This window comes from Sediminihaliea albiluteola (assembly GCF_014077625.1).
GTDB lineage: Bacteria > Pseudomonadota > Gammaproteobacteria > Pseudomonadales > Halieaceae > Sediminihaliea > Sediminihaliea albiluteola.
On record NZ_JACFXU010000014.1, the window covers coordinates 781,787 to 808,677 of the forward strand.

At 54.5% G+C, this 26,891-nt stretch carries 24 protein-coding genes and 1 other RNA gene; 15 read left to right on the top strand and 10 right to left on the bottom strand.

The genetic code is table 11. The features are described 5' to 3' along the window. Window positions 1–6 precede the first annotated feature (6 nt). Together pepP and H2508_RS10450 are read right to left on the bottom strand one after the other, a co-directional pair. Window positions 7–1,320: a Xaa-Pro aminopeptidase gene (pepP, locus tag H2508_RS10445; protein WP_182172914.1), complete on the bottom strand. Its 1,314-nt coding sequence runs from the start codon at window positions 1,318–1,320 to the stop codon at window positions 7–9. Between the two features lie 47 nt (window positions 1,321–1,367). Continuing rightward, window positions 1,368–1,964 (bottom strand): UPF0149 family protein, encoded by a 597-nt coding sequence (locus H2508_RS10450; protein WP_182172917.1) that lies wholly within the window; start codon window positions 1,962–1,964, stop codon window positions 1,368–1,370. A 154-nt stretch (window positions 1,965–2,118) separates the two neighbouring features. On the opposite strand from H2508_RS10450, the gene H2508_RS10455 reads away from it, so the two are divergent. The 4 genes from H2508_RS10455 (at window position 2,119) to H2508_RS10470 (ending at window position 3,488) form a co-directional block, all read left to right on the top strand. Further along, window positions 2,119–2,319 carry a TIGR02449 family protein gene (locus H2508_RS10455; protein ID WP_182172920.1) on the top strand — a complete coding sequence of 67 codons (201 nt, stop codon included), beginning with the start codon at window positions 2,119–2,121 and terminating at the stop codon, window positions 2,317–2,319. 4 nt (window positions 2,320–2,323) lie between these two features. Next, complete coding sequence (locus H2508_RS10460; RefSeq protein WP_182172923.1) at window positions 2,324–2,644, top strand: cell division protein ZapA; 321 nt, start codon at window positions 2,324–2,326, stop codon at window positions 2,642–2,644. A gap of 60 nt (window positions 2,645–2,704) precedes the next feature. Further along, window positions 2,705–2,884, top strand: a non-coding RNA gene (gene ssrS, locus H2508_RS10465) — 6S RNA. Window positions 2,885–2,897: 13 nt separating this feature from the next. After that, a complete protein-coding gene (locus H2508_RS10470; protein ID WP_182172925.1) occupies window positions 2,898–3,488 on the top strand; it encodes a 5-formyltetrahydrofolate cyclo-ligase in 591 nt (196 codons plus the stop codon). On the opposite strand, the gene H2508_RS10475 is transcribed toward H2508_RS10470, so the two are convergent. Together H2508_RS10475 and ilvA are read right to left on the bottom strand one after the other, a co-directional pair. Then, window positions 3,485–3,631, bottom strand: coding sequence for a hypothetical protein (locus H2508_RS10475; RefSeq protein ID WP_182172928.1), 147 nt, complete (start codon window positions 3,629–3,631; stop codon window positions 3,485–3,487). The genes H2508_RS10470 and H2508_RS10475 overlap by 4 nt on opposite strands. Window positions 3,632–3,957: 326 nt before the next feature. After that, window positions 3,958–5,517 (bottom strand): threonine ammonia-lyase, biosynthetic, encoded by a 1,560-nt coding sequence (ilvA, locus tag H2508_RS10480; RefSeq protein WP_182172931.1) that lies wholly within the window; start codon window positions 5,515–5,517, stop codon window positions 3,958–3,960. A 127-nt stretch (window positions 5,518–5,644) separates the two neighbouring features. Here ilvA and rpiA point away from each other — a divergent pair, with 127 nt between their 5' ends. Next, a complete protein-coding gene (gene rpiA, locus H2508_RS10485; protein WP_182172934.1) occupies window positions 5,645–6,319 on the top strand; it encodes a ribose-5-phosphate isomerase RpiA in 675 nt (224 codons plus the stop codon). Between the two features lie 21 nt (window positions 6,320–6,340). Here the strand turns inward: rpiA and H2508_RS10490 are convergent, their stop codons facing one another. Then, on the bottom strand, window positions 6,341–7,747 hold the full coding sequence (locus tag H2508_RS10490; protein WP_220463741.1) for an FAD-binding oxidoreductase: 1,407 nt from the start codon (window positions 7,745–7,747) through the stop codon (window positions 6,341–6,343). Between the two features lie 132 nt (window positions 7,748–7,879). On the opposite strand from H2508_RS10490, the gene serA reads away from it, so the two are divergent. The 5 genes from serA to H2508_RS10515 all read left to right on the top strand — a co-directional run bounded on the left by serA (window position 7,880) and on the right by H2508_RS10515 (window position 14,407). After that, a complete protein-coding gene (gene serA, locus H2508_RS10495) occupies window positions 7,880–9,109 on the top strand; it encodes a phosphoglycerate dehydrogenase (RefSeq protein WP_182172937.1) in 1,230 nt (409 codons plus the stop codon). Window positions 9,110–9,245: 136 nt separating this feature from the next. Next, the gene (locus H2508_RS10500; RefSeq protein WP_182172940.1) at window positions 9,246–9,716 is read left to right on the top strand and encodes a hypothetical protein; all 471 of its coding nucleotides are present in this window, start codon (window positions 9,246–9,248) and stop codon (window positions 9,714–9,716) included. A gap of 205 nt (window positions 9,717–9,921) precedes the next feature. Beyond that, complete coding sequence (locus H2508_RS10505) at window positions 9,922–12,813, top strand: TonB-dependent receptor plug domain-containing protein (protein WP_235965187.1); 2,892 nt, start codon at window positions 9,922–9,924, stop codon at window positions 12,811–12,813. A 177-nt stretch (window positions 12,814–12,990) separates the two neighbouring features. Further along, window positions 12,991–13,263: a hypothetical protein gene (locus tag H2508_RS10510; RefSeq protein ID WP_182172943.1), complete on the top strand. Its 273-nt coding sequence runs from the start codon at window positions 12,991–12,993 to the stop codon at window positions 13,261–13,263. 550 nt (window positions 13,264–13,813) lie between these two features. After that, entirely contained in the window at window positions 13,814–14,407 is a 594-nt protein-coding gene (locus H2508_RS10515; protein ID WP_182172946.1) for a YhgN family NAAT transporter, read from the top strand. Between the two features lies 1 nt (window position 14,408). Here the strand turns inward: H2508_RS10515 and H2508_RS10520 are convergent, their stop codons facing one another. The 5 genes from H2508_RS10520 to tkt all read right to left on the bottom strand — a co-directional run bounded on the left by H2508_RS10520 (window position 14,409) and on the right by tkt (window position 20,766). Further along, complete coding sequence (locus tag H2508_RS10520) at window positions 14,409–15,269, bottom strand: alpha/beta hydrolase (RefSeq protein WP_182172949.1); 861 nt, start codon at window positions 15,267–15,269, stop codon at window positions 14,409–14,411. 176 nt (window positions 15,270–15,445) lie between these two features. Further along, on the bottom strand, window positions 15,446–16,510 hold the full coding sequence (fba, locus tag H2508_RS10525; RefSeq protein WP_182172952.1) for a class II fructose-bisphosphate aldolase: 1,065 nt from the start codon (window positions 16,508–16,510) through the stop codon (window positions 15,446–15,448). Window positions 16,511–16,544: 34 nt separating this feature from the next. Then, window positions 16,545–17,717, bottom strand: coding sequence for a phosphoglycerate kinase (locus H2508_RS10530; protein WP_182172955.1), 1,173 nt, complete (start codon window positions 17,715–17,717; stop codon window positions 16,545–16,547). Between the two features lie 28 nt (window positions 17,718–17,745). Beyond that, window positions 17,746–18,759, bottom strand: a complete 1,014-nt coding sequence (locus H2508_RS10535) for a type I glyceraldehyde-3-phosphate dehydrogenase (protein ID WP_182172959.1) — start codon at window positions 18,757–18,759, stop codon at window positions 17,746–17,748. A 3-nt stretch (window positions 18,760–18,762) separates the two neighbouring features. Further along, the gene (gene tkt / locus H2508_RS10540; RefSeq protein ID WP_182172962.1) at window positions 18,763–20,766 is read right to left on the bottom strand and encodes a transketolase; all 2,004 of its coding nucleotides are present in this window, start codon (window positions 20,764–20,766) and stop codon (window positions 18,763–18,765) included. A 242-nt stretch (window positions 20,767–21,008) separates the two neighbouring features. Here tkt and H2508_RS10545 point away from each other — a divergent pair, with 242 nt between their 5' ends. The 5 genes from H2508_RS10545 to H2508_RS10565 all read left to right on the top strand — a co-directional run bounded on the left by H2508_RS10545 (window position 21,009) and on the right by H2508_RS10565 (window position 26,889). Further along, window positions 21,009–21,998 (top strand): ArsR/SmtB family transcription factor, encoded by a 990-nt coding sequence (locus H2508_RS10545; protein WP_182172965.1) that lies wholly within the window; start codon window positions 21,009–21,011, stop codon window positions 21,996–21,998. Between the two features lie 22 nt (window positions 21,999–22,020). Further along, on the top strand, window positions 22,021–23,175 hold the full coding sequence (metK, locus tag H2508_RS10550; protein WP_182172968.1) for a methionine adenosyltransferase: 1,155 nt from the start codon (window positions 22,021–22,023) through the stop codon (window positions 23,173–23,175). A gap of 479 nt (window positions 23,176–23,654) precedes the next feature. Next, window positions 23,655–25,046 carry an adenosylhomocysteinase gene (gene ahcY / locus H2508_RS10555; RefSeq protein ID WP_182172971.1) on the top strand — a complete coding sequence of 464 codons (1,392 nt, stop codon included), beginning with the start codon at window positions 23,655–23,657 and terminating at the stop codon, window positions 25,044–25,046. A gap of 250 nt (window positions 25,047–25,296) precedes the next feature. Beyond that, on the top strand, window positions 25,297–26,136 hold the full coding sequence (gene metF, locus H2508_RS10560) for a methylenetetrahydrofolate reductase [NAD(P)H] (protein ID WP_182172974.1): 840 nt from the start codon (window positions 25,297–25,299) through the stop codon (window positions 26,134–26,136). Between the two features lie 15 nt (window positions 26,137–26,151). Then, window positions 26,152–26,889: a 16S rRNA (uracil(1498)-N(3))-methyltransferase gene (locus H2508_RS10565; RefSeq protein WP_182172977.1), complete on the top strand. Its 738-nt coding sequence runs from the start codon at window positions 26,152–26,154 to the stop codon at window positions 26,887–26,889. The last annotated feature ends 2 nt before the right edge of the window (window positions 26,890–26,891 follow it).

Consider the following 26,891-nt stretch of genomic DNA (forward strand, 5'->3'; position numbering starts at 1 on the left):
TCTGCCTCACGCCGACATCAACGCCTCGATATCAGCGACCGTACGAGGTACAGCGCTAGTTGTTATCTCGCAGCCAGTACTCGTCACCACCACGTTGTCTTCTATGCGTATACCGATACCGCGCCAGTGCTCGGCTACCGAGGTATTGTCCGGCGCCACATAAATACCAGGCTCTACAGTCATCACCATACCCGGCTCCAGGACCCGCCAGGCTTCATCCACTCGGTAACCGCCGACATCGTGCACATCTAAACCAAGCCAGTGACCGGCGCGATGCATATAAAAATCTCGGTAAGCACCCTCCTCAATGAGGGTCTGCACATCGCCCTGCAACAAACCCAGCTCAACTAAGCCCTCGGTGATGACCTGCACCGTCGCATCATGCGATTGGTTCCAGTGATTGCCGGGACGAATGGCAGCAAAAGCCGCCTCTTGGGCCGCCAAGACCACCTCATAGAGTGCCCGCTGATGGTCATTGAATTTGCCACTGACCGGGAAAGTCCGTGTGACATCGGCAGCGTAACCTTCCAACTCACAGCCAGCATCAATCAAAACCAGATCGTCGCGCCGTAGTTTTGCTGTGTTTTCGACGTAGTGCAGGATGCAGCCATTAGCCCCGCCACCGACGATAGTGGTATAGGCTGGGTGGCGTGCGCCAGCCATGGCAAACTCATGCAAAATCTCTGCTTCGAGCTGGTACTCAAACACCCCCGGCTGGCAAAACTGCATTGCGCGGCAATGGGCGCGGGCGGTGATTTCGGCTGCCTCACGCATCACACGCAGCTCAGCTGCACTCTTGATCAAGCGCAAGTCGTGCAGCATATGATCTAGATCTGTGAGCTCCCCTGGGGGCACCGCGCCGGTCGATGCCCGGGCCCGAATATGATTAACCCAAGTCATCACTTGCTGGTCAAAACTGGCGCTGCGGCCCATTGAGTAATAGACCCGCTCGCGGCCCTCGATTAAGCCCGGCAAAATGTCATCGATATCACCGATGGGAAAAGCATCGTCCGCAGCAAAGTGCTCACAAACCCCCTGGGGGCCGTAGCGGCGACCATTCCACAACTCCTGCTGTGGCTCGCGCTCACGGCAGAACATCACAAACTCCCCGTGCTCTCGCTCAGGAATCAGCACCAATACGGACTGCGGCTCAACAAAGCCCGACAAGTAATAAAAATCGCTGTCTTGTCGAAAAGGGTATTCGGTATCGCGGCTGCGCACCTGCTCCTTGGCCGAGGGAATAATGGCAATGCTGTTGGGCTCCATCAAGGCCATCAGGCGCTTGCGGCGCCGAGCGTATTCGGCTTTTCCTATAGTCATTAATAATGTCACTCTGTCGCTGTTGGCATAAAAAGTCGCGGTACGGCTCAGTGGACCGAGGGCGGTGTAAGCTCACCGCTCTCCAATTGCCCCTGAGTATCCATAAAGACATTCAGCGTGGCAAAACGCAGGTATTCCACTATCTCCATAAAGTTAGCTTCGGACTCATCTTCTGAGAGATCCTCGTCTACTCCAGCCTCAATCATCATCGCAATATCCTTGAGGATTTCTGCACTGTCGCCCGGCAAACCTTGGCTGCCGCGCCCTGCGCTCGCAGTCACTCGGGCAAAACCCGACATAAAGCCTCTGCACCATAAGGCCAGAGCGTCCACGCGCAAAGTCAGCTCTATGTCGTCATCGGGCAGGAGCGGGTGAAACTCAAACTCATCATCTTGCAGAGCTGCCTGCGTCACATCGTAAAGCCGCAGCATGAGATCGGCCAGCTCACCGTGTAAATCAAGCTTCAGTGCCTGGTTTACTCCAGCCAAACCCGCAGCGGCTTCGCCGGTAGCTCCGGCACAAATTAGGCCAGTCAAGCAGCCGTGTAATTCAGAGGGCGATACATCTTCGCCCTGCTCGATCAGGTGGTCAGCGATTTCATCAAAATCGAACACGCCACCTGCGGCGTGGTTGTCTTCAAACATATTGCGGATTCCCAGGCTTTGCGCCCCTACCGAAAAGCTCCAGCACATACTGGAAAATACGGGGCAGGCTATTGATATCTCTGTATTTTGTCTCGTTGACCTCAGTGCAGCAGGAGCCTATAGTGAGCCCACCAGACACCGCTAGTATAACGCTATGGCCGACAACCCGCTCAAGGCACTGGAGAGCAAAATCGACCAGCTGATTGCTCTGTGCAGCCAATTGAATCAAGAAAACCAGATGCTCAAGGCGGAAAGTTCCCGCTGGCAACGTGAGCGACAGGAACTGATCGACAAAAATGAACTGGCCCGCAACAAGGTCGAAGCCATGATCGATCGCCTGCGCGCCATGGAGTAAGCAAGTGAGCAAACCCCACACAGTATCGGTGCGCATTCTAGACAAAGACTACCAAGTAGCCAGCCCAGAAGATCAGCAGGCTGAGCTAATTTTGTCGGCGCGCTACCTAGACCAAAAAATGCGCGCCATTCGCGACAGCGGAAAAGTGATAGGCATTGAGCGCATCGCTGTCATGGCAGCACTCAATATTAGCTATGAGCTACTGCGCGCTACAGAGCAACTTAAGGCCGGCGAACTTGGCGGTAGTGCGGCAGACAATGTCGAGCACTTAAGTCAGAAAATTGAGGACGCTTTACAGCACCTGCGCCAACTGGAAATCGGCTAGTTTCTGCAAGCTTCAATATCGACCCGCGACCTTCTGCTCTGTCTACGTTATAATGGACTCGGATTCCTGGTGTATTTGCCAGGCATAACGTCCTCGAGCCGATAATTGTACTACCGGGGGCTGCCAACTTCTGCTGTTGTGCATGTCCGGTACAATCCGGAAAGCCTGAAGCAGTCAGGCGCCACCACCTTGAACCATCGGGTTCAAGGGCAACTTTGCTAGCGGTACACTGGGAATCCACCTATTTAGATTTATGACTAGCCCCGCCAAGCTCAAAACACAACTTCGCCAACATTTTCGCCAGCAGCGCCGAGCCCTGAGTCCTGCGCAGCAAGCGGCGGCCGCCGAAGGCGTTCTCCAACACATCGAACAACTCCCCGGCTGGCCCCAACGGCGCCACATCGCAGTGTATTTGCCCGCTGATGGTGAGCTTGATACCGCGCCCATTGTACAACTCTGCCGCTTGAGCAAACGACAGCTCTATCTCCCTCGAATCGGGGCACAAGGTTTGATGAGTTTTGCCCTATGGGCAGAAGGGCTCAGCCTGAGTCGCAATCGCTACGGTATAGCCGAGCCGCCGCTCAGCGAGCCTAGCCTGGCCTGTGATGACTTAGATCTGGTGTTTTTACCCCTGGTGAGCTGGGATCGACGCGGGCATCGCCTAGGCATGGGAGGTGGTTATTACGATCGCTTACTGGCAGAGGCCCCTCCCTCAACTTTGCTGGTGGGGCTAGCTCATTCGATACAAGAACATGAGGGACTACCCTCTGAGGCTTGGGATATTCCCTTGGACTACGTCCTCACTGACAGCGAGCTACACCGCTGCCGCAACAGGCAGAACTAGTCTTGGCTAATAATGCCAGCCTGCAATTCAGAGGCAGGGGCAGCAACGGTATTGTTTGCCGCCATCGGCAACATGAGTGTCAGCAGCACACCAAAGCCAAACACCGCCATGAGCACTAGCAAAAAATCTGGTTTACGTTTCACGCTTGGTCACTCTCGTCTTAAATAATATCCACCTTGACTCTCTGCTATGGAGCCTTAGGCCGGGGCGTTTCCTACAAACATTCGTCAGCGCATAATTTTTATTTTAAGAACTCGATCCAAGTGCGTGATTTGCCTCACAATTCTTGAATCTACGCGCAATAAACTTGGCAATATTTCACAAACTGAGCGCGAGTTTAACGCAGCCCCCAGCAAATGAAAACCCTGAAAGCCGCATAAACAGTAGCTTTACGGGATATTTTTTATTTTTTTAAGCAGGGCTTGCGGATTTGACCTCTGAGGCCCGATCGTCTACCTCAAAATATTGCTCATTGTTTGCCCAAATAGAGCTTGTAAGCCACGTTGTCAGTCTCTTCCCGATAGGGATAGCCGACCCCGTCAAGCACCGCCCGAAACTGAGCGCGCTCACCCCGCGCTACCTGCACCCCAACCAGGATACGGCCGTAAGCAGAGCCATGGTTGCGATAGTGGAACATGGAGATATTCCACTTCTGTCCCAAACTAGAGAGAAACTTTAACAGGGCCCCAGGGCGCTCTGGAAACTCAACTCGATACACGGCTTCGTTATCTACCTCAGCCGGAGCCCGGCCACCGACCATATAGCGCACATGCAGCTTGGCCATTTCGTTGTCACTGAGGTCTTCACACTCATAGCCTCCCTCACGCAACTCAGCCAGTAGCTTTTCTAGATCATCACCACCTGGGGTGACACTGAGCCCGACAAACACTAGTGCTTGCTGAGGGTCCGAGAAACGGTAGTTAAACTCGGTGATATTGCGCCGCCCCAAAGCGCTGCAGAAGCGACGGAAGCTACCGGGTTCTTCGGGAATTCTCACACTGATCACTGCTTCGCGCTTTTCACCGATTTCGGTGCGCTCAGAAATGTAGCGCAGCCGATCGAAGTTAGTATTGGCGCCACTCACAATGGCCAACAAATGCTGCCCCTTTAGGCCGTCCCGCGCGACGTATTTCTTCATGCCTGCCAGCGCTAAGGCACCCGCCGGCTCAGCGATACTGCGGGTGTCCTCGAAAATATCTTTAATCGCGGCACACATTTCATCGGTATTAGCAGTAATAACCTCATCCACGGTGTCACGGATTATCCTGAAAGGCTCTTTGCCAATCTGCGCCACCGCACAGCCCTCAGCAAAGAGACCGACCTCTGGCAGCGTGACTCGGCGACCGCGCTCTAAGGCCAACTTAAGGCAGGCGGCATCTTCAGGCTCTACACCGATAATCTTAGTCTGGGGCCAAACATACCTTATATAAGCTGCAACACCGGCCAACAGACCGCCTCCACCCACCGGCACAAAGATCGCATCTAGGGGCTCTTGGCGCTGGCGCACAATTTCCATGGCGACGGTACCCTGTCCGGCAATCACATCTGGATCATCAAAGGGGTGCACATAGACCATCCCCTTATCATCCACAAAAGACTGCGCCTTGGTCGCCGCTTCCTCAAAAGAATCTCCGTGCAGCACCACCCGAGCGCCCCAATTGCGCACAGCATCAACCTTAATTTGGGGAGTGGTGCGAGGCATCACAATCACCGCTTTTACATTCAAGCGCTGCGCCGCCATCGCCAAGCCCTGAGCGTGATTACCCGCCGAGGCAGCCACCACTCCGGCGTCGCGCTGCGCCTGACTCAGGCGCTGCATTTTGTTATAGGCACCGCGTAGCTTGAAAGAGAAAACCGGCTGCAGATCTTCGCGCTTTAGCCAGACCGTATTGGCCAAGCGCGCCGTCAACAGCGCCGCTTCCTGCAGAGGGGACTCACGGGCAACATCGTATACGCGCGCGTCGAGGATTCGTTTGATATAAGTCTGCGGCATCTGATCGCTGGCACCTGTGGAAAAATGAGTTCGCATGGTAATGGAGCTGTGCATTATTTTCAGCCCCACAGTAGCTATATCGGTATTTTTCGTGCTTACCTTCGAGGGCTTTCCTATAATAGCCGCCCAGCACGCCCCCACTTACATGCCTCAGGAGTACACAATGACCCAAGATGAACTGAAACAGGCTGTGGCAGATGCCGCACTGGCTTTCATCAAACCAAAATTGGAATCCGATACCGTTTTGGGCATTGGCACCGGCTCCACCGCTAACCTATTTATTGATGCACTGGCCCCCATCAAGGGCCTGATCAAGGCCACCGTCGCCAGCTCCGAAGCATCGGCCGAGCGACTGCGCGCCCATGGCATTCCGGTCTATGACCTGAACCTTGTTGATCAAGTGGATTTCTACATCGACGGTGCCGACGAAGCCAACCGCGCTCTGCAACTTATCAAAGGCGGCGGCGCAGCACTGACTCGGGAAAAAATTGTGGCGGCAGTGGCCAAAACCTTTATCTGCATCGCTGATGACAGCAAGCTGGTCCATACTTTGGGCGGCTTTCCACTGCCGGTAGAAGTGATCCCCATGGCCCGCAGCCATGTGGCGCGGGAGCTGGTTAAGCTAGGCGGTGACCCGGTTTACCGAGAAGGTGTGCTAACTGATAACGGCAATATCATTTTGGACGTGCACAACTTTTCCATTCCACAGCCCTTTGCCACCGAAGAAAAAATTAACGGTATTACCGGGGTTGTCACCAATGGACTGTTTGCCCATCGGCCGGCAGATGTACTACTGCTAGGCACGGCCTCAGGGGTAGAGACGCTTTACGCTGAGTAAGAGCTCAGCGTAAAGCCGTGACTATAGATCAAAAATCTTACCGGGGTTCATAATCCCGGCTGGATCAAAAGCCCGCTTGATCTGCCGCATCAGATCGACTTCTAGGGCAGAGCGGCTGTAGTGTAGATAGTCTTTTTTCAGTAGGCCCACGCCATGCTCTGCTGACACGCTGCCGCCGTAGCGCTGGACAATTTCAAAGACCCAGCGGCTAACTTCTCCACAACGCTGCTGGAATTCAGCTTTAGGCAAGGCATCGGGCTTCAAGACATTTAAGTGCACATTGCCATCGCCAATGTGACCAAACCAGACAATCTCAAAATCTGGATAGGCTCCGTTAACCACTGACTCAACCTCAGCCAAAAAAGCTGGGACTTTCGACACAGTGGTCGATATATCGTTTTTGTAAGGGGTCCAGCGCGCGATGGTTTCGGAAATATCCTCCCGCAAGCGCCACAGTGACTCTGCTTGAGCGACACTCTGGCTGATCACGCCATCAATTACCCAGCCTTGCTCAACGCAGTGCTCAAACAGCTCCATGGCCAGCTCCATATCGGCCTCACTGCGCTGCTCAAACTCCAATAGCGCATAAAACTCAGTCGGACTTTCAAAGGGACGCTGTAGGCCCTGGTGCTCCACCACTTTTTGCAGGGCCAGCTCAGAGAAAAACTCAAAAGCCTGCAGGTCCATACGCTTTTGATAGACCTCCAACACCTCCATCACAGAGGCCATATCTGGGGTGCCCAAGACCAACACCACCGGATCTTGTGGTGGCCGAGCTAGCCGCATGGTGGCCTCAACCACAATACCCAAAGTACCCTCCGCCCCAATCACCAACTGGCGCAGGTCGTAACCGGCGTTGTTCTTCATCAAACCGCGGTTGAGATCTAGCAATTCGCCAGTGCCAGTCACTAGCTTCAAGCCAGCCACCCAGTCGCGCGTCATGCCGTGGCGAATCACCTTGATGCCACCAGCATTGGTTGAGATGTTGCCGCCAATCTGGCTGGAGCCCGCAGAAGCAAAATCCACTGGATAAAATAAACCCTGCTCCTGGGCGAAGTTTTGCAGCTGCTCAGTAATTACCCCTGCACCGCAGCGCACACTGCGCTCAACCGGGTTGAAATCGCTTATGCTGTTCAAACGGTCCAGCGCAATCACTAGCTCGCCCCGATAAGCCACAGCACCCGCACTGAGCCCGGTGCGGCCACCTGAGGGCACCACTGCTAGGTTTTCCCGCGCGGCTAATCGAACCACTTCCTGCACTTGCTCGATGCTCCCTGGAAGCACTACAGCACAGGGTGCCGGCCTGTAGACGCGGGTCCAATCACCGCCGTAGTGAGCCTTTGAATCAGCGTCGCTGAGCACGCGGTCTTTACCAACAATTGCCTCTAATGAGGCCACTAATTCCGGGCTCAACTCACTCACTGCCAACTCACTCACAAAAAGTCCTCGGGTATTTTTCACGACAGGCCACTAGCGGCACTGAATTTTGGGCGGCATATGATAACATATGCGCCCCCGGGAACCCCCGATATATCCACGAACAACACGGAGCCAAGCCCTATGGCGCGAGAGTCGCTGGAAAAAAGTAAGATCAAATTTTTGCTCCTTGAAGGAGTTCACCCCTCAGCGGTAGAAACCCTGCGCCAGTCGGGCTATGAAAACGTTGAGCTACACCAAAAAGCGCTGCCCCCAGAAGAGCTGAAAAGCGCCATTGCCAGCGCTCATTTTGTCGGCATTCGCTCACGCAGCCAGCTCACTGAAGAAGTGTTTGAAGCCGCTAAGAAACTGGTCGCCGTAGGCTGCTTTTGCATCGGCACCAATCAGGTCGACCTCGCTGCTGCGACCAAGCGCGGTATCGCGGTTTTTAACGCTCCCTTTAGCAATACCCGCAGCGTTGCTGAACTGGTTATCGCCGAAGCGATTCTGCTACTGCGCGGCGTAGCGGAGAAAAACGCCGCAGCCCACCGGGGACAATGGCGCAAATCTGCCGCTAACTCCTTTGAAATCCGGGGTAAAAAACTGGGCATTATCGGCTATGGTAATATCGGTATGCAGCTGGGCGTGATCGCTGAAAGCCTTGGTATGCAGGTGCAGTTCTACGACGTCGTCAACAAACTGCCCTTGGGCAACGCACGCCAAGTGCCGAGCTTGAACCAACTACTGGCACAGTCTGACGTAGTGAGCCTGCACGTTCCTGAAACCAAGGCCACCCAAAATATGATCGGCGCAGAACAAATCGCTCAGATGCCAAACGGGGCTATTCTAATCAACGCCTCACGCGGCACTGTGGTCGACATTGACGCTCTGGCAGAGAGTCTTCGCGAGGGCAGGCTGGCCGGCGCCGCTATCGACGTATTCCCCGTTGAGCCGCGCTCTAACGACGATGAGTTCGTATCGCCCCTGCGAGAATTCGACAATACGATTTTGACGCCACATATTGGCGGCAGCACAGTCGAAGCACAGGAAAATATCGGCATGGAAGTGGCTGAAAAGCTGGCTCGCTACAGCGACACCGGTACCACAATATCGGCGGTAAATATGCCCGAAGTAGCCTTGCCGGAGCACGGCAAGAGTCACCGCTTACTGCATATTCACCACAACGTACCCGGCGTGATGAGTGCTATTAACACCATTTTTTCAGAGAACCACATCAACGTATCTGCTCAATTCTTGCAGACTAACGAACAGGTGGGCTATGTGGTGATCGACCTCGATGCCGGATATTCTGACCTGGCTCTGGAAAAGCTGGCCGCGGTGGATGGCACTATCCGCACCCGCGTACTCTTTTAATATGCTTGGCTGCCAAGCCAAAGGCTGCGCAGCCACAAGCTAACGCGGCAATACTTGCCCTCCTCTCTGTGCCAGCACTTTTAGTGCCGGCACAGATCAGCATACAATCAGCCACGCACTGATTACGGAGAGCACTATGCGCCGCACACTTTTACCCTTCCTCACACTGACAGTATTACTACTGCCAAGCAGTCTGCTACAGGCAAAAGAAAAAGACTTCCCAGGCATTGAGAATCTAATGAGTGACGCGGAGTATCGCGCCGCCGGTCTAGATAAGCTCAGCCCCAGCGAGCGCCAAGCGCTCAACCAGTGGCTAATCAGCTACACCGTAAAGGATGCTCAGCACCTGCGCAGTAGCAGCGCAGAACTGCGCCAAGCGGAAGACAAAATCCGCATTGAGGCCCAGGTTAAAGGTGCATTCAAAGGCTGGCGCGGCAAAACAGTATTTACCCTAGACAACGGCCAGGTTTGGCAGCAACGCCTCAGTGGCCGCTTCTTCTATAGCGGTGAAAACCGCAGAGTACTGATCAAAAAGAACCTCTTCGGATTTTACGAGCTCACTCATGTGGCGACAGGCAAAACCGTTGGCGTAAGCCGAAAAAAATAATAATCACTGCGCCGTCATAAGCTTGCAGGCACTTTCTAAGGGATAAAATAATGGTAATTTGGCAAGTTCCCGAGCATATCCGTGAATATGTCACAAAATTTACGGGAACCTTGCGGGAATTCCACTAAAATTCGTTTAATGTATCTATCCCGTGGCAGAGGCCGCAGGAAAGAACATGCTTCACATAAAATACAGGGGTATTGATATGTTAAGGAAAAATAGACTCACCATGGCAGTCTCTGCTGCCTTGGGCATGAGTGCAGCGGCAATGTTGCCGTCTGTGGCCAGCGCCCAGGACGAGCTTCTGGTAGAAGAAGTCGTCGTAACCGGTTCTCGTATCCAGAGAGCCAACCTAGTTTCCGCTAGCCCGGTTACTCAGGTAGATGCCGAAGAAATCAAATTCCAAGGTACCACCCGCGTTGAAGACTTGATGAAGAACCTCCCCCAAGTCTACTCCAACCAGAACTCCAGCAGCGCTAACGGCGCTACCGGTACCGCTACCCTGAACCTGCGCAACCTAGGTGACGCACGTACACTGGTACTGGTTAACGGTCGTCGTCTGCCCGCAGGCTCACCGATTGCTGGCGGTCAAGGTGCCGACATCAACCAAATTCCTGCTGGCCTGATCGAGCGCGTCGAAGTACTGACTGGCGGTGCCTCTGCGACTTACGGTTCTGACGCGGTAGCCGGTGTTGTCAACTTCATGATGAAGCAAGACTTCGAAGGCGTTGAGTTGGACTACCAGTTCAGCCAATACAATCACGACAACGACAACAGCAGAATCCAAGGCATCATCAAAGATTCAGGCTTCCCCTACCCAGATGGCAGCAAAACTGACGGCGACATCCAAAACTGGTCGCTGATCATGGGTGGCAACTTCGACAATGGTCGCGGTAACGTCACAGCTTACGCTGGCTACCGTGAAATTGACCCGGTGACCCAGGCTGCGCGCGATTACTCTGCCTGTGCCCTTGGCGTTAACATCGATAGCTGCGGTGGTTCAGGTACTAGCGCCGAAGGTACTTTCCTGACTAATCCGGGCGTGTTTTACGTTGACGGTAACCAATTCGTACCGGGCAACAAAGTATTCAACTACGGCCCACTGAACCACTATCAGCGCCCTGACGAGCGCTACACCGGTGGTGTATTTGGCCGCTACCAAATCAACGAGCACGTTGAGACTTACACCGAATTGAGCTTCATGGACAACCAAACCAATGCTCAAATTGCGCCCTCTGGTGCCTTCGGTGTGGCCTTTAACCTGAACCCAAACAACCCTTACTTGTCTAGCCAGCAGCGCAACATCTTATTTGGCAATGCTGCAGACCTGAACGAAGATGGCACAGCACCTATTACACTGCTGCGCCGCAACGTTGAAGGTGGCCCACGTAACCAAGACATCCGTCACACTACCTTCCGTGGCGTATTCGGTCTGCGCGGCGACATCAACGACACTTGGCGTTACGATGTCTACGGCCTGTACTCCGAAGTATCGATGGAGAACACCTACAACAACGACTTCTCCAATGACAAGATCAAAAACGCCCTAGACGCGGTAGAGGTTATCGACCCCGATACCGGTGAATCCAGCATTGTCTGTCAGTCAGTCATTGACGGCTCTGACCCCAACTGTCTGCCTTGGAACGTCTGGCAAACAGGCGCTGTTGATCAGGGCTCCGTAGACTATATGGAACTGCCTCTGTACGCTCGCGGCACCACCGACCAGAAAGTCTTCTCTGGTTATTTGGCTGGTAGCTTGGGTGATTACGGCATCAAAATGCCTACCGCCGAAAGCGGTGTTGAGCTAGTTGTCGGTGCCGAGTACCGCAAAGAGAGCCTGAACTTCAATCCTGACGAAGGCTTCCGCCTCGGTTTGGGTGCTGGCCAAGGCGGTGCTACCAACCCAGTTAATGGTAGCTTCGATGTGCAGGAATTCTTCACCGAAATGAGCATTCCCTTGGTTGAAGGGGCTGCCATGGCTGAAGAACTCACTATGGACCTAGGCTATCGCTACTCTGACTACTCCACTGGTGTAACCACCGATACCTACGGTGTGCGTGCTGGCTGGGCAGTCAACAGCGATATCAAGTTCCGCGCTAGTTACCAGCGTGCGGTACGAGCAGCGAATATTCGCGAACTGTTCCTACCCCAAGGCTTCAACCTGTTCGACATGACTCAGGACCCCTGCACCACTAGCCCCGATGGCGATGCTCCAACAGCCACTCCGGCCCAGTGTCAGCTCTCAGGTCTGCCGGCAGATCAGTACAACAACTTTGTTGACTCCTTCGCAGGTCAGTACAACTTCCTACAGGGTGGTAACACTGCTCTAGAGCCGGAAGAGTCAGACACCTACTCAGTAGGCTTTGTTTGGTCGCCAGCTGACATCGCTGACCTGAGCGTGAGCGTTGACTGGTACAACATCGAAATCAAGCAGGGCATTGCCACTCCCAACCCAGAATTTATTCTGGACGAGTGTCTGGCCGGTAACGCCGCACAGTGTGCGAAAGTTAAGCGTGGCCCACTGGGCGACCTGTGGCTTGGTTCCGATGTCAACACTAGCGGTCACGTAGTAGCACTGCTAGACAACCTGGCACGTGAAGAAGTTGAAGGTTGGGACGTTGTGGTCGACTACGCAGTGCAGCTAGGCGATATGGGCACCCTGTCCTTCAACAACACCATGTCTCTGGTCACCAAGTGGGATCAGCAAGAGTTTGCTGGTGCTCCAACCGTTGATTGTCACGGCATGTGGGGTTCATCTTGCGGCTATCCAACTCCGGACTTCCGCAACAACCTGCGCGCTACTTGGTTGACTCCTTGGGACGTGACTGCCAGCTTGATGTGGCGTCATATTGGCGGCAGTGATGACATGAACGGTAACGTCGATATCGATAGCTACGACTATCTCGATATTTCCGCTATCTGGAACGTCATGGACAATGCCTCCGTCCGTTTGGGCTTCAACAACGTCCTCGACAAAGAGCCACCAATTGTCGGTGATGGCGCTGGTCCATCCAACAATGGTAACGGTAACACCTTCCCTGGCATGTACGACGCTCTCGGTCGCTACATGTACATCGGTGCTACGCTGACCTTCTAAGGCTATCTGAGTCCTCGCCACGGCGAGGACTCATAGCAAGCGAAGTGTCTAAACCCGGCTTATGCCGGGTTTTTTATCACTGTCTGTTTCGTCTAAGACAGTCCACTATGGCTGCTTAACGCCACAGCACTTAAGCTATCCACACCCGACCGCTCGGTCGACCAAAAGGAACAGCCGATGAAATTATCAGGCCCAATCATCCTCGCGACTTTAGTCTGCGCTCTATCTGCTTGTACTAGCAGCGCTCCTGCCAGCAAGGCAGAAGCAGAGACAGTGGCTGCAGCAGAGTCAGATAAGCGCTGCAAAACCATTACCAGAACAGGTACCAGACTGCGCTCTAAAATCTGTAAGACCAACGAAGAATGGGAGCAAGAAGCACGCAGCAGCAGAGAAGCCATTGAATCTATTCAGCGAACTAGCACCCACGGCCCCGGCCCCTCAGGTGGCTAAAACATTAGCTAGCCTAGATTCAAATCGCTCTGATTTTGAGCTTAGCAGGAGCTAAGATTCCACAGTGCGCTTAAGTGGCGCAGCGGGCACTATCTTAGAGCCATGCTAGAAGCTACAGCTTATGCTGATAGCGAGCTTTGACACCCGCCTCCTGGGCCAGCGCTACAAAAGAGATTAGTAAAAGACCTGCTGTTGCCTACTCGAGTATAGAAAGCTTGTTGAGCCTTAAGGGTCTTAAAGTTATCGTAATTTAGCGCTAAGCCCTCTTCGAGAATCGCGGCCAAATTTTTATTAGCGTTCAACAACTCAGCAGGCTGGTAGCGCGCACTGCGCTCCTTGGGTGGCTGCATCGAGCAAGCACCTAGTAAAAATACTGCCAAACAACAGAGTATCACGAGGCTATAGCATCGCTGTATCATTCGAGCCTCGCTTGCGCTTTAAGGCATGGCCTAACTAAGAGCTTAGCACTTGATGCTGCGCGGCTTATTACATTGACACCATACACAGCTGGTCGCCCTCAGCGGAGGCCTCACAAGGCTCAGGAGGAGCAATGGACACGATCTCTGCGTTTGTCACACTCGTGCTGGTCATGGACCCTATTGGCAACGTGCCGGTTTTCCTAGCGGTACTCAAAGATGTCAGCCCCAAGCGCAGGCAGTGGGTTATCTTTCGCGAACTGCTGATCGCCTTAGTGGTCCTGCTGATCTTTTTATTCTTCGGCTCCAGCATGCTGGATGTACTGGGCTTGCAGCAGGAATCAATCAGTATAGCCGGTGCGATTATTCTATTTTTAATCGCTGTGCGTATGATCTTCCCCTCACCCTACGGCTTAATGGGTGACACGCCAGAGGGCGAGCCCTTTATCGTGCCTTTGGCAATCCCCATGGTAGCGGGCCCCTCCTCCCTCGCTATCGCCATGCTGATGGTAAACACCGATCCAAACCGCATGCTGGATTGGTCTCTAGCACTCATCGCAGCCTGGGCTGTTTCAGCGGTTCTGCTGATGGCTTCACCACTGTTATTGCGCGCCCTAGGTAATCGCGGTCTGATCGCGATGGAGCGCCTGATGGGGATGATTCTGGTGATTATTGCAGTGCAGATGTTCTTCGATGGTGTGGCGGACTTTTTACATATAGAACACTAAGTTAAGGCCTGCTATTAAAGCCCATATAGCGATCCACTGCCCGGTAATAGCGCTCACGCAAAGGCTGGGCTTCATTGGCTAGATGATGCCCAGCTCCAGGAATTAACTCAATGCGACAGCTAGGGAATAAACTGCTGATGCGCTGCATGTTATAGCGCCAGTCCACGGTGCCGTCGGCGTCACCCTGTACTACCAAAGCTGGCCCCACCCTCAAATCACTGTATTCCAGCTCTGCTAACCACTGGCCTAGAGCGCCGATCCAACAGAGCGGTATACGACGCGACTGCAGTGGGTCCTGCTGGATAAAATCGAGAAAGTCCTGATCCGAAGAATTGCGTGAAAAGCGTCGCGGTACACTGCTTACAAAAGCTCGCGACAAGCGGTACATCACTTGCACCTGCCGCCAGCCCTGTGGGCGGATCAAGGGCGCCAGCAATACAGTATCTCTGAAAGGCCAAGGATAGTGGCGGGCATAATTGATCAGCGCCGCCGCACCGGTACTCTGCGCCATAACCCAACAAGGCAGTGCAGGCCAATCTGCTGCCGCAAGCACAGCAGCGATACTATCGCTGTACTGATCGAAGCTATCAATCTCTGCCACTGCGCCACTGGACAGCCCGTGACCAGGGAGGTCAAAGGCCAGCACATTACAATGACGCGATAGACCGTAGTCGACTAATTTGCCAAACAAACCGACGTGGTCAAAATAGCCGTGTACTAATAGTAGATTATGGCTGGCGCCTGCTTGCGACCAACGCTGCACCGCCAGCTTAAAAGGTCCACTATCTACGCTACCGATACGGTAACTCACCCCATCGCGGCGGCTAGCGTCTAGGCCATAGAAGCTCTGATAATCTGCCAAGTAAGAGCTCGGCTTAGCGCCGTCAAAGGCAGTGGCAAAGGGCGGCAAACTCTGCCGCAGTTGCTGTAAAGCTTGTGGAGTCAGAAGGCCTCCTCGTCGAGCGCTGTCACTAAAGGAGGCCGTTGCCGACCTCCGAGCTAAGAACCCGAACTATCCTAGAAACAGCTCGGTACAGCCTAACTGAACTTGGGCTTTAGGCTTCCGTTTTCGTAGGCTTCCTGCATTTCGCTCAATGAGCGCACTTTGATTTTGCTGGCATTGCCAGAGCAGCCAAATGCCACAAAGCGATCGATACAGATTTCTTTCATCGCCTTAGTGCTCTCCGCAAGGTATTTACGCGGATCGAACTCACTCGGGTTTTGAGCCAAGAAACGACGGATAGCACCGGTAGATGCCAGGCGCAAATCGGTATCGATATTCACCTTGCGCACCCCGTGGCGAATGCCCTCTTGAATCTGCTCGACTGGGACACCATAGGTCTCGGGTATATCGCCGCCAAATTCATTGATAATTGCCAACCATTCCTGTGGCACTGAGGAAGAGCCGTGCATCACCAAGTGGGTGTTAGGAATACGGGCATGGATAGCCTTGATGCGGTCTATATCCAAAATATCACCCGTGGGTGGACGCGAGAACTTATAAGCGCCATGGCTCGTTCCGCAGGCGATAGCTAAGGCGTCGACTTCAGTGGCCGCAACAAAGGCAGCTGCTTCTTCTGGGTCGGTTAACATCTGTTCCGCAGTGAGCGTGCCCTCAGCACCAATGCCGTCTTCCTCGCCGGCTTGGCCAGTTTCTAGCGAGCCCAGGCAGCCCAGTTCGCCTTCCACCGAAACACCGCAAGCATGGGCCATTTCAACGGTCTGGCGGGTCACTGCTACGTTGTAGTCATAATCCATTGGCGTCTTGCCATCGGTACCCAGGGAGCCGTCCATCATGACTGAACTAAAACCCAGTTGGATAGAGCGCTGGCAGACCGCGGGAGATACGCCGTGATCCTGGTGCATCACCACCGGAATATGGGGAAACTCTTCAATCGCCGCCAAAATGAGGTGGCGCAAAAAAGGTGCACCAGCGTACTTACGCGCCCCAGCACTGGCCTGCATGATAACGGGGGAGTTGGTCGCATCGGCCGCTTCCATAATGGCGCGGGTCTGCTCTAGGTTATTGACGTTAAATGCTGGTATGCCGTAGCCAACCTCGGCCGCGTGATCCAGCAATTGCCGCAAGCTAATGAGTGCCATGTTTAATACCTCTTAAATAAAATGTTTAGGAGCTTCAGCCTTCGCGTGCCCGCTGTTCCAACACGGCAACCGCTGGCAAAGTTTTGCCTTCCACATACTCTAGGAAAGCACCGCCGCCAGTGGAGATGTAAGAAACCTTATCGGCGATAGCAAATTTGTCAATCGCCGCCAAAGTATCGCCACCCCCTGCCAAGGAAAATGCAGCACTATCGGCAATCGCCTGGGACAGAGCTGCTGTCCCCTCGGCAAACTGCTCAAATTCAAATACACCCACCGGGCCATTCCATAAAATAGTTCCCGCTGATTTTAAGACGGCAGCAATCGCCGCTGATGAGTCTGGGCCGATATCAAAAATCATATCCTCTGGCTGTACATCATCAGCACTCTTTAATTCCGCCTCGGCCGTCTCAGAAAACTCCAAGCCCGTCACAACATCTGTAGGCAAAGGAATTTCGGTCTTTGCCATCAGCTTTTTGGCGGCGGGGATCAAGTCGTGTTCACAGAGAGATTTGCCCACGGCTTTGCCACTGGCTGCCAAGAAAGTATTGGCAATACCACCACCCACAATTAATTGATCAACCTTATCAGCTAAAGACTCTAGCACGGTCAGTTTCGTGGACACCTTGGAACCACCGACAATTGCCACCATCGGCCGCGCCGGGTTTTTTAGTGCCTGCTCCAGCGCTTGCAATTCGCCCGCCAATAGCGGGCCAGCGCAGACCTGTGGCGCAAACTTAGCCACACCGTGGGTTGAAGCCTGAGCGCGATGAGCGGTGCCAAAGGCATCCATGACAAAGATATCGCAGAGTGCGGCATAGGCCCGCGACAGCGTTTCATCGTCCTTTTTTTCACCGGGGTTAAAACGTACGTTTTCCAGCAGGGCCACTTCGCCAGCTTCTAAATCGACCCCCTTGCGCCATTCACTCACTAACTGTACTGGCTGGCCCAGCAAATCCGACAAGTGCTCCGCCACCGGTGCCAGTGAGAAACTCTGCTCAAACTGACCTTCCGTAGGGCGCCCCAAGTGTGACATCAGCAACACTTTAGCGCCGCCAGCCACGGCCTGCTGAATAGTAGGCAGGGCCGCACGAATCCGGGCATCGCTGCTCACTTTGCCGTCTTTAATGGGTACGTTGAGATCTTCTCGAATCAAAACGCGCTTGCCGGACAGGTCCAGGTCGCTCATCAGTGTAACTTGTAGACTCATTTTCAGGTTTCCTGTAATCACTAAGGTACTACTGCAATTGACCCCAGTAGGCTGCCACATCCAGCATGCGGTTGGCATAGGCCCACTCATTATCAAACCAGGTCAGCACTTTCACCAGGCGTTTGCCGCTGACCCGCGTCTGGTTAGCATCAATGATGCTAGAGCGGGGATCATGGTTGAAATCGCAAGAGGCAAGTGGCTCTGTGGTAAAACCAAGTACGCCATTAAAGCGTGTCGCGGCGGCCTCTCGCAGCGCCGCATTAACACTTTCCTCGTCGCTGTCTTGTCGCACTAGCACAGTGAGGTCCATAGCCGATACGTTCAGGGTCGGCACCCGCAATGCTTGGGCTGTGAAGCGCCCCGCCAACTCCGGCAAAATACGTTCAACACCGAGTGCCAAAGCTGTATCCACAGGAATAATAGACTGTGCAGCGGCGCGGGTCTTACGTAAATCCGTATTGTGATAAGCATCTAGCACCGGCTGGTCATTCATCGCTGAATGAATAGTCGTAATGGTGCCACTTTCAATACCTAAGGCATCATCTAAGGCCTTAATCACTGGCACTATGCCATTGGTCGTGCAGGACGCGTTAGAGACAAGCTGGTGCTCTGCCCGCAGCAAGTGGTGATTGATACCAAAGATCACTGTGGCATCTACATCCGGCTGCGCCGGCTGTGAAAACAACACCCGTTTGGCCCCACTGCTCAGATGCTGCTGCGCGGTTAAGCGGTCAGTGAAGGCGCCAGTACACTCCAGCACCATATCGACGTCCAGCTCCGCCCAAGGCGTATCTTCTATAGCGGGATGACGCAGTAAAGTTATGGCATCACCATCGACTCGCAACTCACTATCGCTGCCCTCTAATGGCAAGGGGAAACGGCCGTGGGTCGAATCGTATTTAGACAGGTGGAGCACGGTGCGCGCATCGGCGATCTCATTGATCGCCACCACCTGCAGTTGCTCGCGCAAAGGACTCTCATAGAGCGCCCGCAACACGCAGCGCCCAATACGGCCATAACCATTGATTGCTAGGCGCAACACCAATCAGGCCTCGAACACCACCTCTTCTACCGCGGCCACGACATTGTCAACGGTAAAACCAAAGTGCTGCATGAGATCAGCGGCCGGGGCTGACTCGCCGAAGGTGCTCATGCCGACCACGCGCCCATCCAGCCCGACAAACTTATACCAGTAGTCCATGTGGCTCGCTTCCACGGCCACTCGCGCCAGCACGTCAGAGGGCAATACCGACTCACGATAGCTAGCATCTTGAGCGCAGAAGACTTCTGCGCAAGGCATGGAGACTACGCGCACCGCTTTACCTTTTTCGGCCAGCTGCTCGGCGGCAGCCATAGCTAGTCCCACCTCTGAACCAGTAGCAATCAAAATAGCATCGGGCTGAGCCGGCGTGTCGCGCAATATATAAGCGCCGCGGCTGATCGCCGCCACTTGCTGCTCATTGCGCTGCTGGTGGGGCAGAGACTGGCGCGAGAAGATCAAGGCACTGGGGCCGTCCTTACGCTCGATAGCATGCTTCCAAGACACCGCAGATTCCACAGTATCGCAGGGACGCCAGGTATTCAGGTTCGGAGTCACACGCAGCGCATTGAGCTGCTCTACCGGCTGGTGGGTCGGTCCGTCTTCACCGAGGCCGATGGAGTCATGGGTGTAAACAAATAAGCTGCGCTGCTTCATCAGCGCTGCCATACGCACCGCATTGCGGGCGTATTCCATAAACATTAAGAAGGTCGCGCCATAGGGTACTAAGCCACCATGCAAGGCCACGCCGTTCATGATTGCCGACATGCCAAACTCACGCACCCCGTAATAGACATAGTTACCACTGGCGTCATCGGCTGTTACCGCTTGGCATCCTTCCCACAAGGTCAAGTTAGAGCCCGCCAAATCCGCCGAACCGCCAAGCAGCTCAGGCAGCAGTGGGCCAAAAGCATTCAAGGTATTTTGGGAGGCCTTGCGCGAGGCAATTGTCTCGCCTTCAGCCTGACAGCGAGCGATGTAAGCATCGGCTTGGGCACTAAAGTCCGCGGGCAATTCACCAGCCAAACGGCGGCGCAGTTCAGCCGCTAGCTCAGGGTGTGCCTCAGCATAGGCAGACATACTCGCTTCCCAAGCTTGCTCGCGCTCAGCGCCAGCGGCTTTGGCGTCCCAGCCCTGATAGATCTCATCTGGAATGACAAAAGGCTCGTGCTGCCAGCCAATCGCTGCGCGAGTGGCAGCAATCTCATCAGCACCCAGTGGCGCACCGTGGCAGGACTCGCTACCTGCTTTATTAGGCGAGCCTTTACCAATCACGGTCTTGCAGCAAATCAGTGTCGGCTTGCCAGTCTCAGCACGGGCGGCTTCGACCGCCGCTCGAATAGCCTCTGGGTCGTGACCATCCACGGCTGGGATAACCTGCCAGCCATAAGATTCAAAACGCTTCGGCGTGTCGTCGGTAAACCAACCCTCAACCTGGCCGTCAATCGAAATGCCATTATCGTCGTAGAAGGCGATCAACTTGCCCAAGCCCAGAGTGCCCGCCAGCGAACAGGCCTCGTGCGAGATACCTTCCATCAAGCAGCCATCACCGAGGAAGACATAACTGTAATGGTCCACAACCTCGTGGCCCGGACGGTTAAATTGAGCTGCCAATACTTTCTCTGCCAGCGCCATGCCTACCGCATTGGTGATGCCCTGACCCAGTGGGCCGGTGGTCGTTTCAACACCGGGAGCATAGCCATATTCTGGGTGGCCAGGCGTGGCACTGTGCATCTGACGGAAATTCTTCAGCTGCTCCATTGGCAGATCGTAACCACTTAAATGGAGCAGAGAGTAGATCAACATAGAGCCGTGACCATTGGACAGCACAAAGCGGTCTCGGTTAGGCCACTCGGGGTTGTTCGGGTTGTGCTGCAAAAAGTCATTCCACAGTACTTCGGCGATATCCGCCATACCCATGGGCGCACCGGGGTGTCCACTATTGGCGCGCTGTACAGCGTCCATACTAAGGGCGCGAATGGCATTGGCTAGGTCTGTGCGGGAAGACATGGGACTCTCCAGATGGTGGGGGCTTGGGGCCGAATCAAAATGGGGCGCCATTTTCTCGTATGCGGAGGATAACGGCAAATAATTGGGCATTATTTAGGGTAAATCGGCACTAAGTGCTTAGTAATTCCTCTCCAAGGCCCCCTAAAGCTTGTCGAGCTCTGCCAAAAGTCCACTGATCAAGGGCAGAAAATCTATATCAAAAAACTTTGATATAGATTCATAGCCTGTTAAACTCCCGCGCCATGTTAGCCCCAGAAGCCATTTCCCAAGCACCCGAAGAGCAGCTATTCGACGCTCTGGCCGCGCTGTGTAAAGCCAGCGCTGACCCATTGCGCCTGCAGGTATTGCGTGTGCTGCGCAATGACTCGTTTGGCGTCTCTGAGTTGTGCTCGCTATTTGAGCTACGCCAACCAGCTCTCAGCCACCACCTTAAAGTACTGGCCAATGCCGGACTGGTGGCCACTCGGCGCGAAGGCAACTCCATTTTTTATCGCCGCAGCGAACTGGGGCAGCGACCTGAACTGGAAGCTTTGCAGCAGCAAGTTTTCCACAGCGTGGATCAGATCGATCTGCCAGAACAATTACAGGACAAGCTCAGCGAGCTGCAGCGGCAGCGAGAGGAAAACTCACGCAACTTTTTCCACCTCAACGCCCACAAGTTCCGCGAGCAACAAGATCTTATTGCCAGCTACAAGCAATACGCTGACACAGTGGCTCAAGTGCTGCGCGATGCCCCCCTAAAGCAGCGGCGCAGCGCGCTCGAAATCGGCCCCGGCGACGGCGCTTTTTTACGCGAACTAAGCCCTAGTTTCGAACGCGTTATCGCCGTGGATAACGCCGCCGCGATGTTGGCCACAGCCCAAGCCAACGCTGCTCAAGCTGGCCTAAAGAATATCCACTTCATTCACGGAGACAGCAGTAGCGAACAACTCGCCGACATTGAAGTGGACTGCGTGGTCATCAATATGGTGCTGCACCACACGCCCAACCCAAAGCAAATCCTGCAAGACGCCGCAGTGCACCTCGCCCCTGATGGCGTGGTCTTAGTGACTGATTTGTGCCGTCACGATCAGGCTTGGGCGCGAGAAAATTGCGGCGACCTATGGCTCGGCTTTGAGCCGGAAGACTTAACCCAGTGGGCTCAGGCGGCAGGCCTGTCCGACATCGCCAGTGTTTTTCTGGCACAACGCAACGGTTTCCAGATTCAGGTGCGCCTCTTCGGTCACCTCTGATTTAACAGCGAAGGAACAAAGCATGAGCGAATATGCAATTTTTACCTCAGAATCGGTGTCCGAAGGCCACCCAGACAAAATGGCTGACCAAATTTCCGATGCCATTTTGGATGAAATTCTTAAGGACGACGCCAACGCCCGCGTCGCCGTAGAAACTCTGGTCAAAACCGGCATGGTTGTCATTGCCGGCGAAGTCACCACCGACACCTATGTCGACCTCGAAGACGTAGTGCGCGAGGTAGTGCTGGACATTGGCTACAACTCTTCAAAAGTTGGCTTCGACGGCGCCTCCTGTGCGGTGCTGAACGCCATTGGCAAGCAATCCCCCGAGATTGCCCAAGGCGTGGACGAGGGTGACAACAAAGAACAAGGCGCCGGCGACCAAGGCCTGATGTTTGGCTACGCCACTGACGAAACCGAAGTACTGATGCCCGCCCCCATCTACTACGCCCACCGCTTAGTAGAAAAGCAGGCTCAGCTACGCAAGAGTGGCGCTCTGCCCTGGCTGCGTCCCGACGCTAAAAGTCAGGTCACCCTGCGCTATGAAAACGGCAAGCCTGTGGCTATCGACGCGGTGGTACTGTCCACTCAGCACGATGAAAATATCAGCCAAAAAGATATTCACGCCGCGGTGATGGAACAACTGATCAGGGACACTCTGCCAGCCCAGTGGCTGCACGCTGATACTAAGTACCACATTAACCCTACTGGCAAGTTTGTGATCGGCGGCCCTGTGGGCGACTGCGGCTTGACCGGCCGCAAGATTATTGTCGATACCTACGGCGGCATGGCCCGTCACGGTGGCGGCGCCTTCTCTGGCAAAGACCCCTCGAAAGTCGACCGTTCAGCAGCTTACGCGGGCCGCTATGTCGCTAAGAATATTGTCGCCGCCAGACTGGCCTCACGCTGCGAAATTCAGGTGTCCTACGCGATCGGCGTAGCCGAGCCGACCTCGATTTCGATCAACACTTTTGGCACTGGCAAGCTCTCGGACGAGGCCATTGCGCTGCTGGTACGCGAACACTTTGATCTGCGCCCCAAAGGCCTGATCGAGATGCTCGACCTGAAGCGCCCGATTTATCGCAAAACAGCAGCCTACGGCCACTTTGGGCGGGAAGATGCAGACTTTAGCTGGGAAAGAACTGACAAAGCCGAAGCTTTGAAGGCGGCTTTATAAAAAGCACTTCTAGCTTCGTGGCAGCGGGCCGCCATCCCCGTGAGGGACTCCGGGACACGCCGTGAACCCATCCATGGGGGCTTGTGTTCGACGTCCATGTCTCACACAGTCCCTGCGCCCCTCACGGGAACAGCAGCCCTGACCTTTGAGTTGTTGATAGTCACGAATACTTCACAACCAAAACCCAGGGAAAAGCTCTGCAGCTAAATTCGGCACAGAGGGGATCAGGGTCAGCTGCGCCGTCCAGGACCGTGGGCAGCATGGATGCTGCCCCCGAGCCTACAAGGATGTATTTACGGCGTGTCCTAGGAGGGCACAGCTGACCATGAGACCCGGCCAGATAACGAAGTGCACAACACAAACAATACGCGACCCAAACTAAAGGGTCACAAATTTATAAACCTGCGGCCTCACATTAACTGAGCTGCCAAAAGCACAAACACTGACTATGGGCTGCAAGCCCAAGAGGAAAGCAAATTATGAGCACAGCACAACAACTCGACAGCAAACAAGATTACAAAGTCGCCGACATCAGTTTGGCCGACTGGGGCCGCCTAGAACTCGATATCGCCGAAGGCGAAATGCCAGCCCTGATGGCTATGCGCGAAAAGTACCGTGACAGCAAGCCACTAGCCGGCGCCAAAATTCTGGGCTGTATCCACATGACCATCCAGACCGGTGTGCTGATCGAAACTCTGCTGGAACTGGGCGCTGAAGTGCGCTGGTCCTCCTGCAACATCTTCTCCACCCAGGACCACGCTGCAGCCGCCATCGCAGCTGCTGGGGTACCCGTGTTTGCTTGGAAAGGCGAAACTGAAGAAGAGTATGAGTGGTGCATTGAGCAAACCATCCTCAAAGATGGCAAGCCCTGGGACGCCAACATGGTGCTTGATGACGGCGGCGACCTCACTGCTATGCTGCACGACAAATACCCTGAAGTGCTGGACAAGATTCACGGCATCACCGAAGAGACCACCACCGGTGTACTGCGCCTTCAGGAAATGCTGAAAAAAGGCACTCTGAAAGTCCCAGCGGTGAACGTTAACGACTCCATTACCAAGTCTAAAAACGACAACAAATACGGCTGTCGTCACAGCTTGAACGACGCTATTAAGCGCGGCACTGACCATCTACTTGCGGGTAAAAAAGCGCTGGTTATCGGCTACGGTGACGTGGGTAAAGGTTCCGCCCAGTCGCTGCGTCAGGAAGGCATGATTGTGCGCGTCACCGAGATCGACCCAATCTGTGCCATGCAGGCCTGTATGGATGGCTATGAAGTGGTATCGCCCTACAAAGATGGCATTAACGACGGCACTGCCGCCTCCATCAATACTGAACTGCTCGGCACGATCGACCTGCTAGTGACTACCACAGGTAACTACAATGTCTGTGACGAGCATATGCTAGCAGCCCTGAAAAATGGTGCTGTAGTGAGCAACATCGGTCACTTCGACAATGAAATCGACACTGCCTTTATGCGCCGCAGCTGGGAGTGGGTGGAAGTGAAACCTCAGGTACACAAGGTCTACCGTGACCGCGCTACTAACGATCACCTGATCCTGCTATCGGAAGGTCGCTTGGTTAACCTCGGCAACGCGACAGGTCACCCCAGTCGGATTATGGATGGCTCCTTCTCCAATCAGGTGCTGGCCCAGATTTATCTCTTTGAGCGCAAGTTCGCCGACCTTGAGCCAGAGCTGAAGCAAGCTGCTCTGACTGTGGAAGTACTACCCAAGAAGCTGGACGAAGAAGTCGCAGCCCACATGGTTCGCGGATTTGGCGGCGTGATCACTCGCCTCACTAAGGAGCAGGCCGAGTACATCAACGTCGATGTTGAAGGGCCGTTTAAGCCGGACAGCTACAAGTATTAAGCCAAGATTTCCCAGCTAGCGTTTTAGCCTGCTGGGCAACAGGCACTCCAGATTATAGAAGCTCAAGCTCTGTCTGCACTAGCAGCTTGAGCTAGCCAAGCTGCGAGCTCGATTCGGGCTCTTAGTATCCGGCTGCCGCTGGTGATTTTAGGCGCGTGCAAGATATTGATATCGAGGCTCGCTCTTAGAGCAAAGTGGCAATAGCAGGCATTCAACCAATATTTAGTACAAGACATATAGAGTCAAAACAATGGCTAAGCAAAAACCGAGAATCAGCTTTGAGTACTTCCCCCCTAAAACAGCGGAAGGCAAATCCAAGCTGCTTGAAAAGACCTCTCCGGCACTGCTCGAATTAGAGCCGGACTTCTTCTCCGTCACCTATGGCGCTGGCGGCTCCACCCGGGACAACACCTTTGGCACTGTCGCAGGGCTGCGCGAACTGGGCGCCGATGTCGCCCCTCACCTGAGCTTTGGCGGCGACGATGAGGCTGCCATCACCGAGCTGCTCGACCGCTACCAGGCCCTCGGCGTGAAGCGCCTGGTGGCACTGCGTGGGGACATTCCTTCCGGTATGGGCGGCCTAGGACAGCTCGTTTACGCCAATGAGCTGGTCGAGTTTGTACGCAAGCATAGTGGCGACTACTTCCATATTGAAGTGGCGGCCTACCCTGAGATTCACCCCCAGGCCGATAGCTACGATGCCGACGTTTACTACCTAAAAAAGAAGCTGGATGCTGGCGCCGATAGCGCCATTACCCAGTACTTCTACAACGTCGAGTCGTACTTCTACTTCCTCGATCAGTGCAGCGCTGCGGGTATCGACAAACCGATTTACGCCGGCATCATGCCAATCACTAACTTTCCCAATCTGGCGCGCTTCTCACGCAACTGCGGCGCAGAGATTCCGCGCTGGATCTGCCAGCGCATTGAGGGTTATGGCCAAGATCAGGAGAGCATTCGCAAGTTTGGTATCGAGATTGTTAGCCAACTGTGCCAAACCCTGCTTGAGAGCGGCGCCCCGGGCATCCACTTCTACACCATGAATCAGCTAGAGCCGACGCGCACAATACGCAATAATCTGGGACTCTAAACTAGGCTGCCCATCATGCGTATTCCACGGTTTTACAGTTCCCAAGTACTCGAGCCCCAGCGCGAGCTGACGCTCGAGCCCGGTCCTAGCGCTCACATCGCACGCGTGCTGCGCATGACCTTGGGGCAGCCGCTGCGGCTATTTGATGGCGAAGGTAAAGAGTTCTCCGCCAGCATTGTCGCCTTAGATAAACGTGCCGTCACGGTAAGTCTTGAGACCGAGCTAGAGCGGGATGTAGAGTCGCCGCTAGCTATCGAGCTCGGTATCGGCATCTCTCGTGGTGACCGCATGGACTGGGTACTGCAAAAAGCCACGGAATTGGGCGTGACACGAGTGGTGCCACTGTTTACCGAGCGCACCGAAGTGAAGCTAAAAGGCGAGCGGGCGCAGAAAAAACAGCAACACTGGCAGCAAGTGATTATCAGTGCCTGCGAGCAGTGTGGCCGCAATCGACTGCCCGCGCTTGAGTTGCCCACTGACGTCAATCAATGGCTACAACACTGCCAAGCTGAGCGCCGCTTTGTCTTGCATCATCGCGGCACAGCTGCCGACAGTGGCTGCCCTGCGCCTACTAGCGTGGCACTGGCTGTCGGTCCTGAAGGTGGCCTGAGTGCAGTGGAGATTGAGGCCGCACAAGCCCTTGGTTTCGAGCCACTCACCCTAGGGCCCCGTGTGTTACGTACTGAGACAGCACCGCTGGCAGCGATTGCTATTTTACAGGCCCGCTGGGGTGATATGAGCCCCGAACAGTAAAC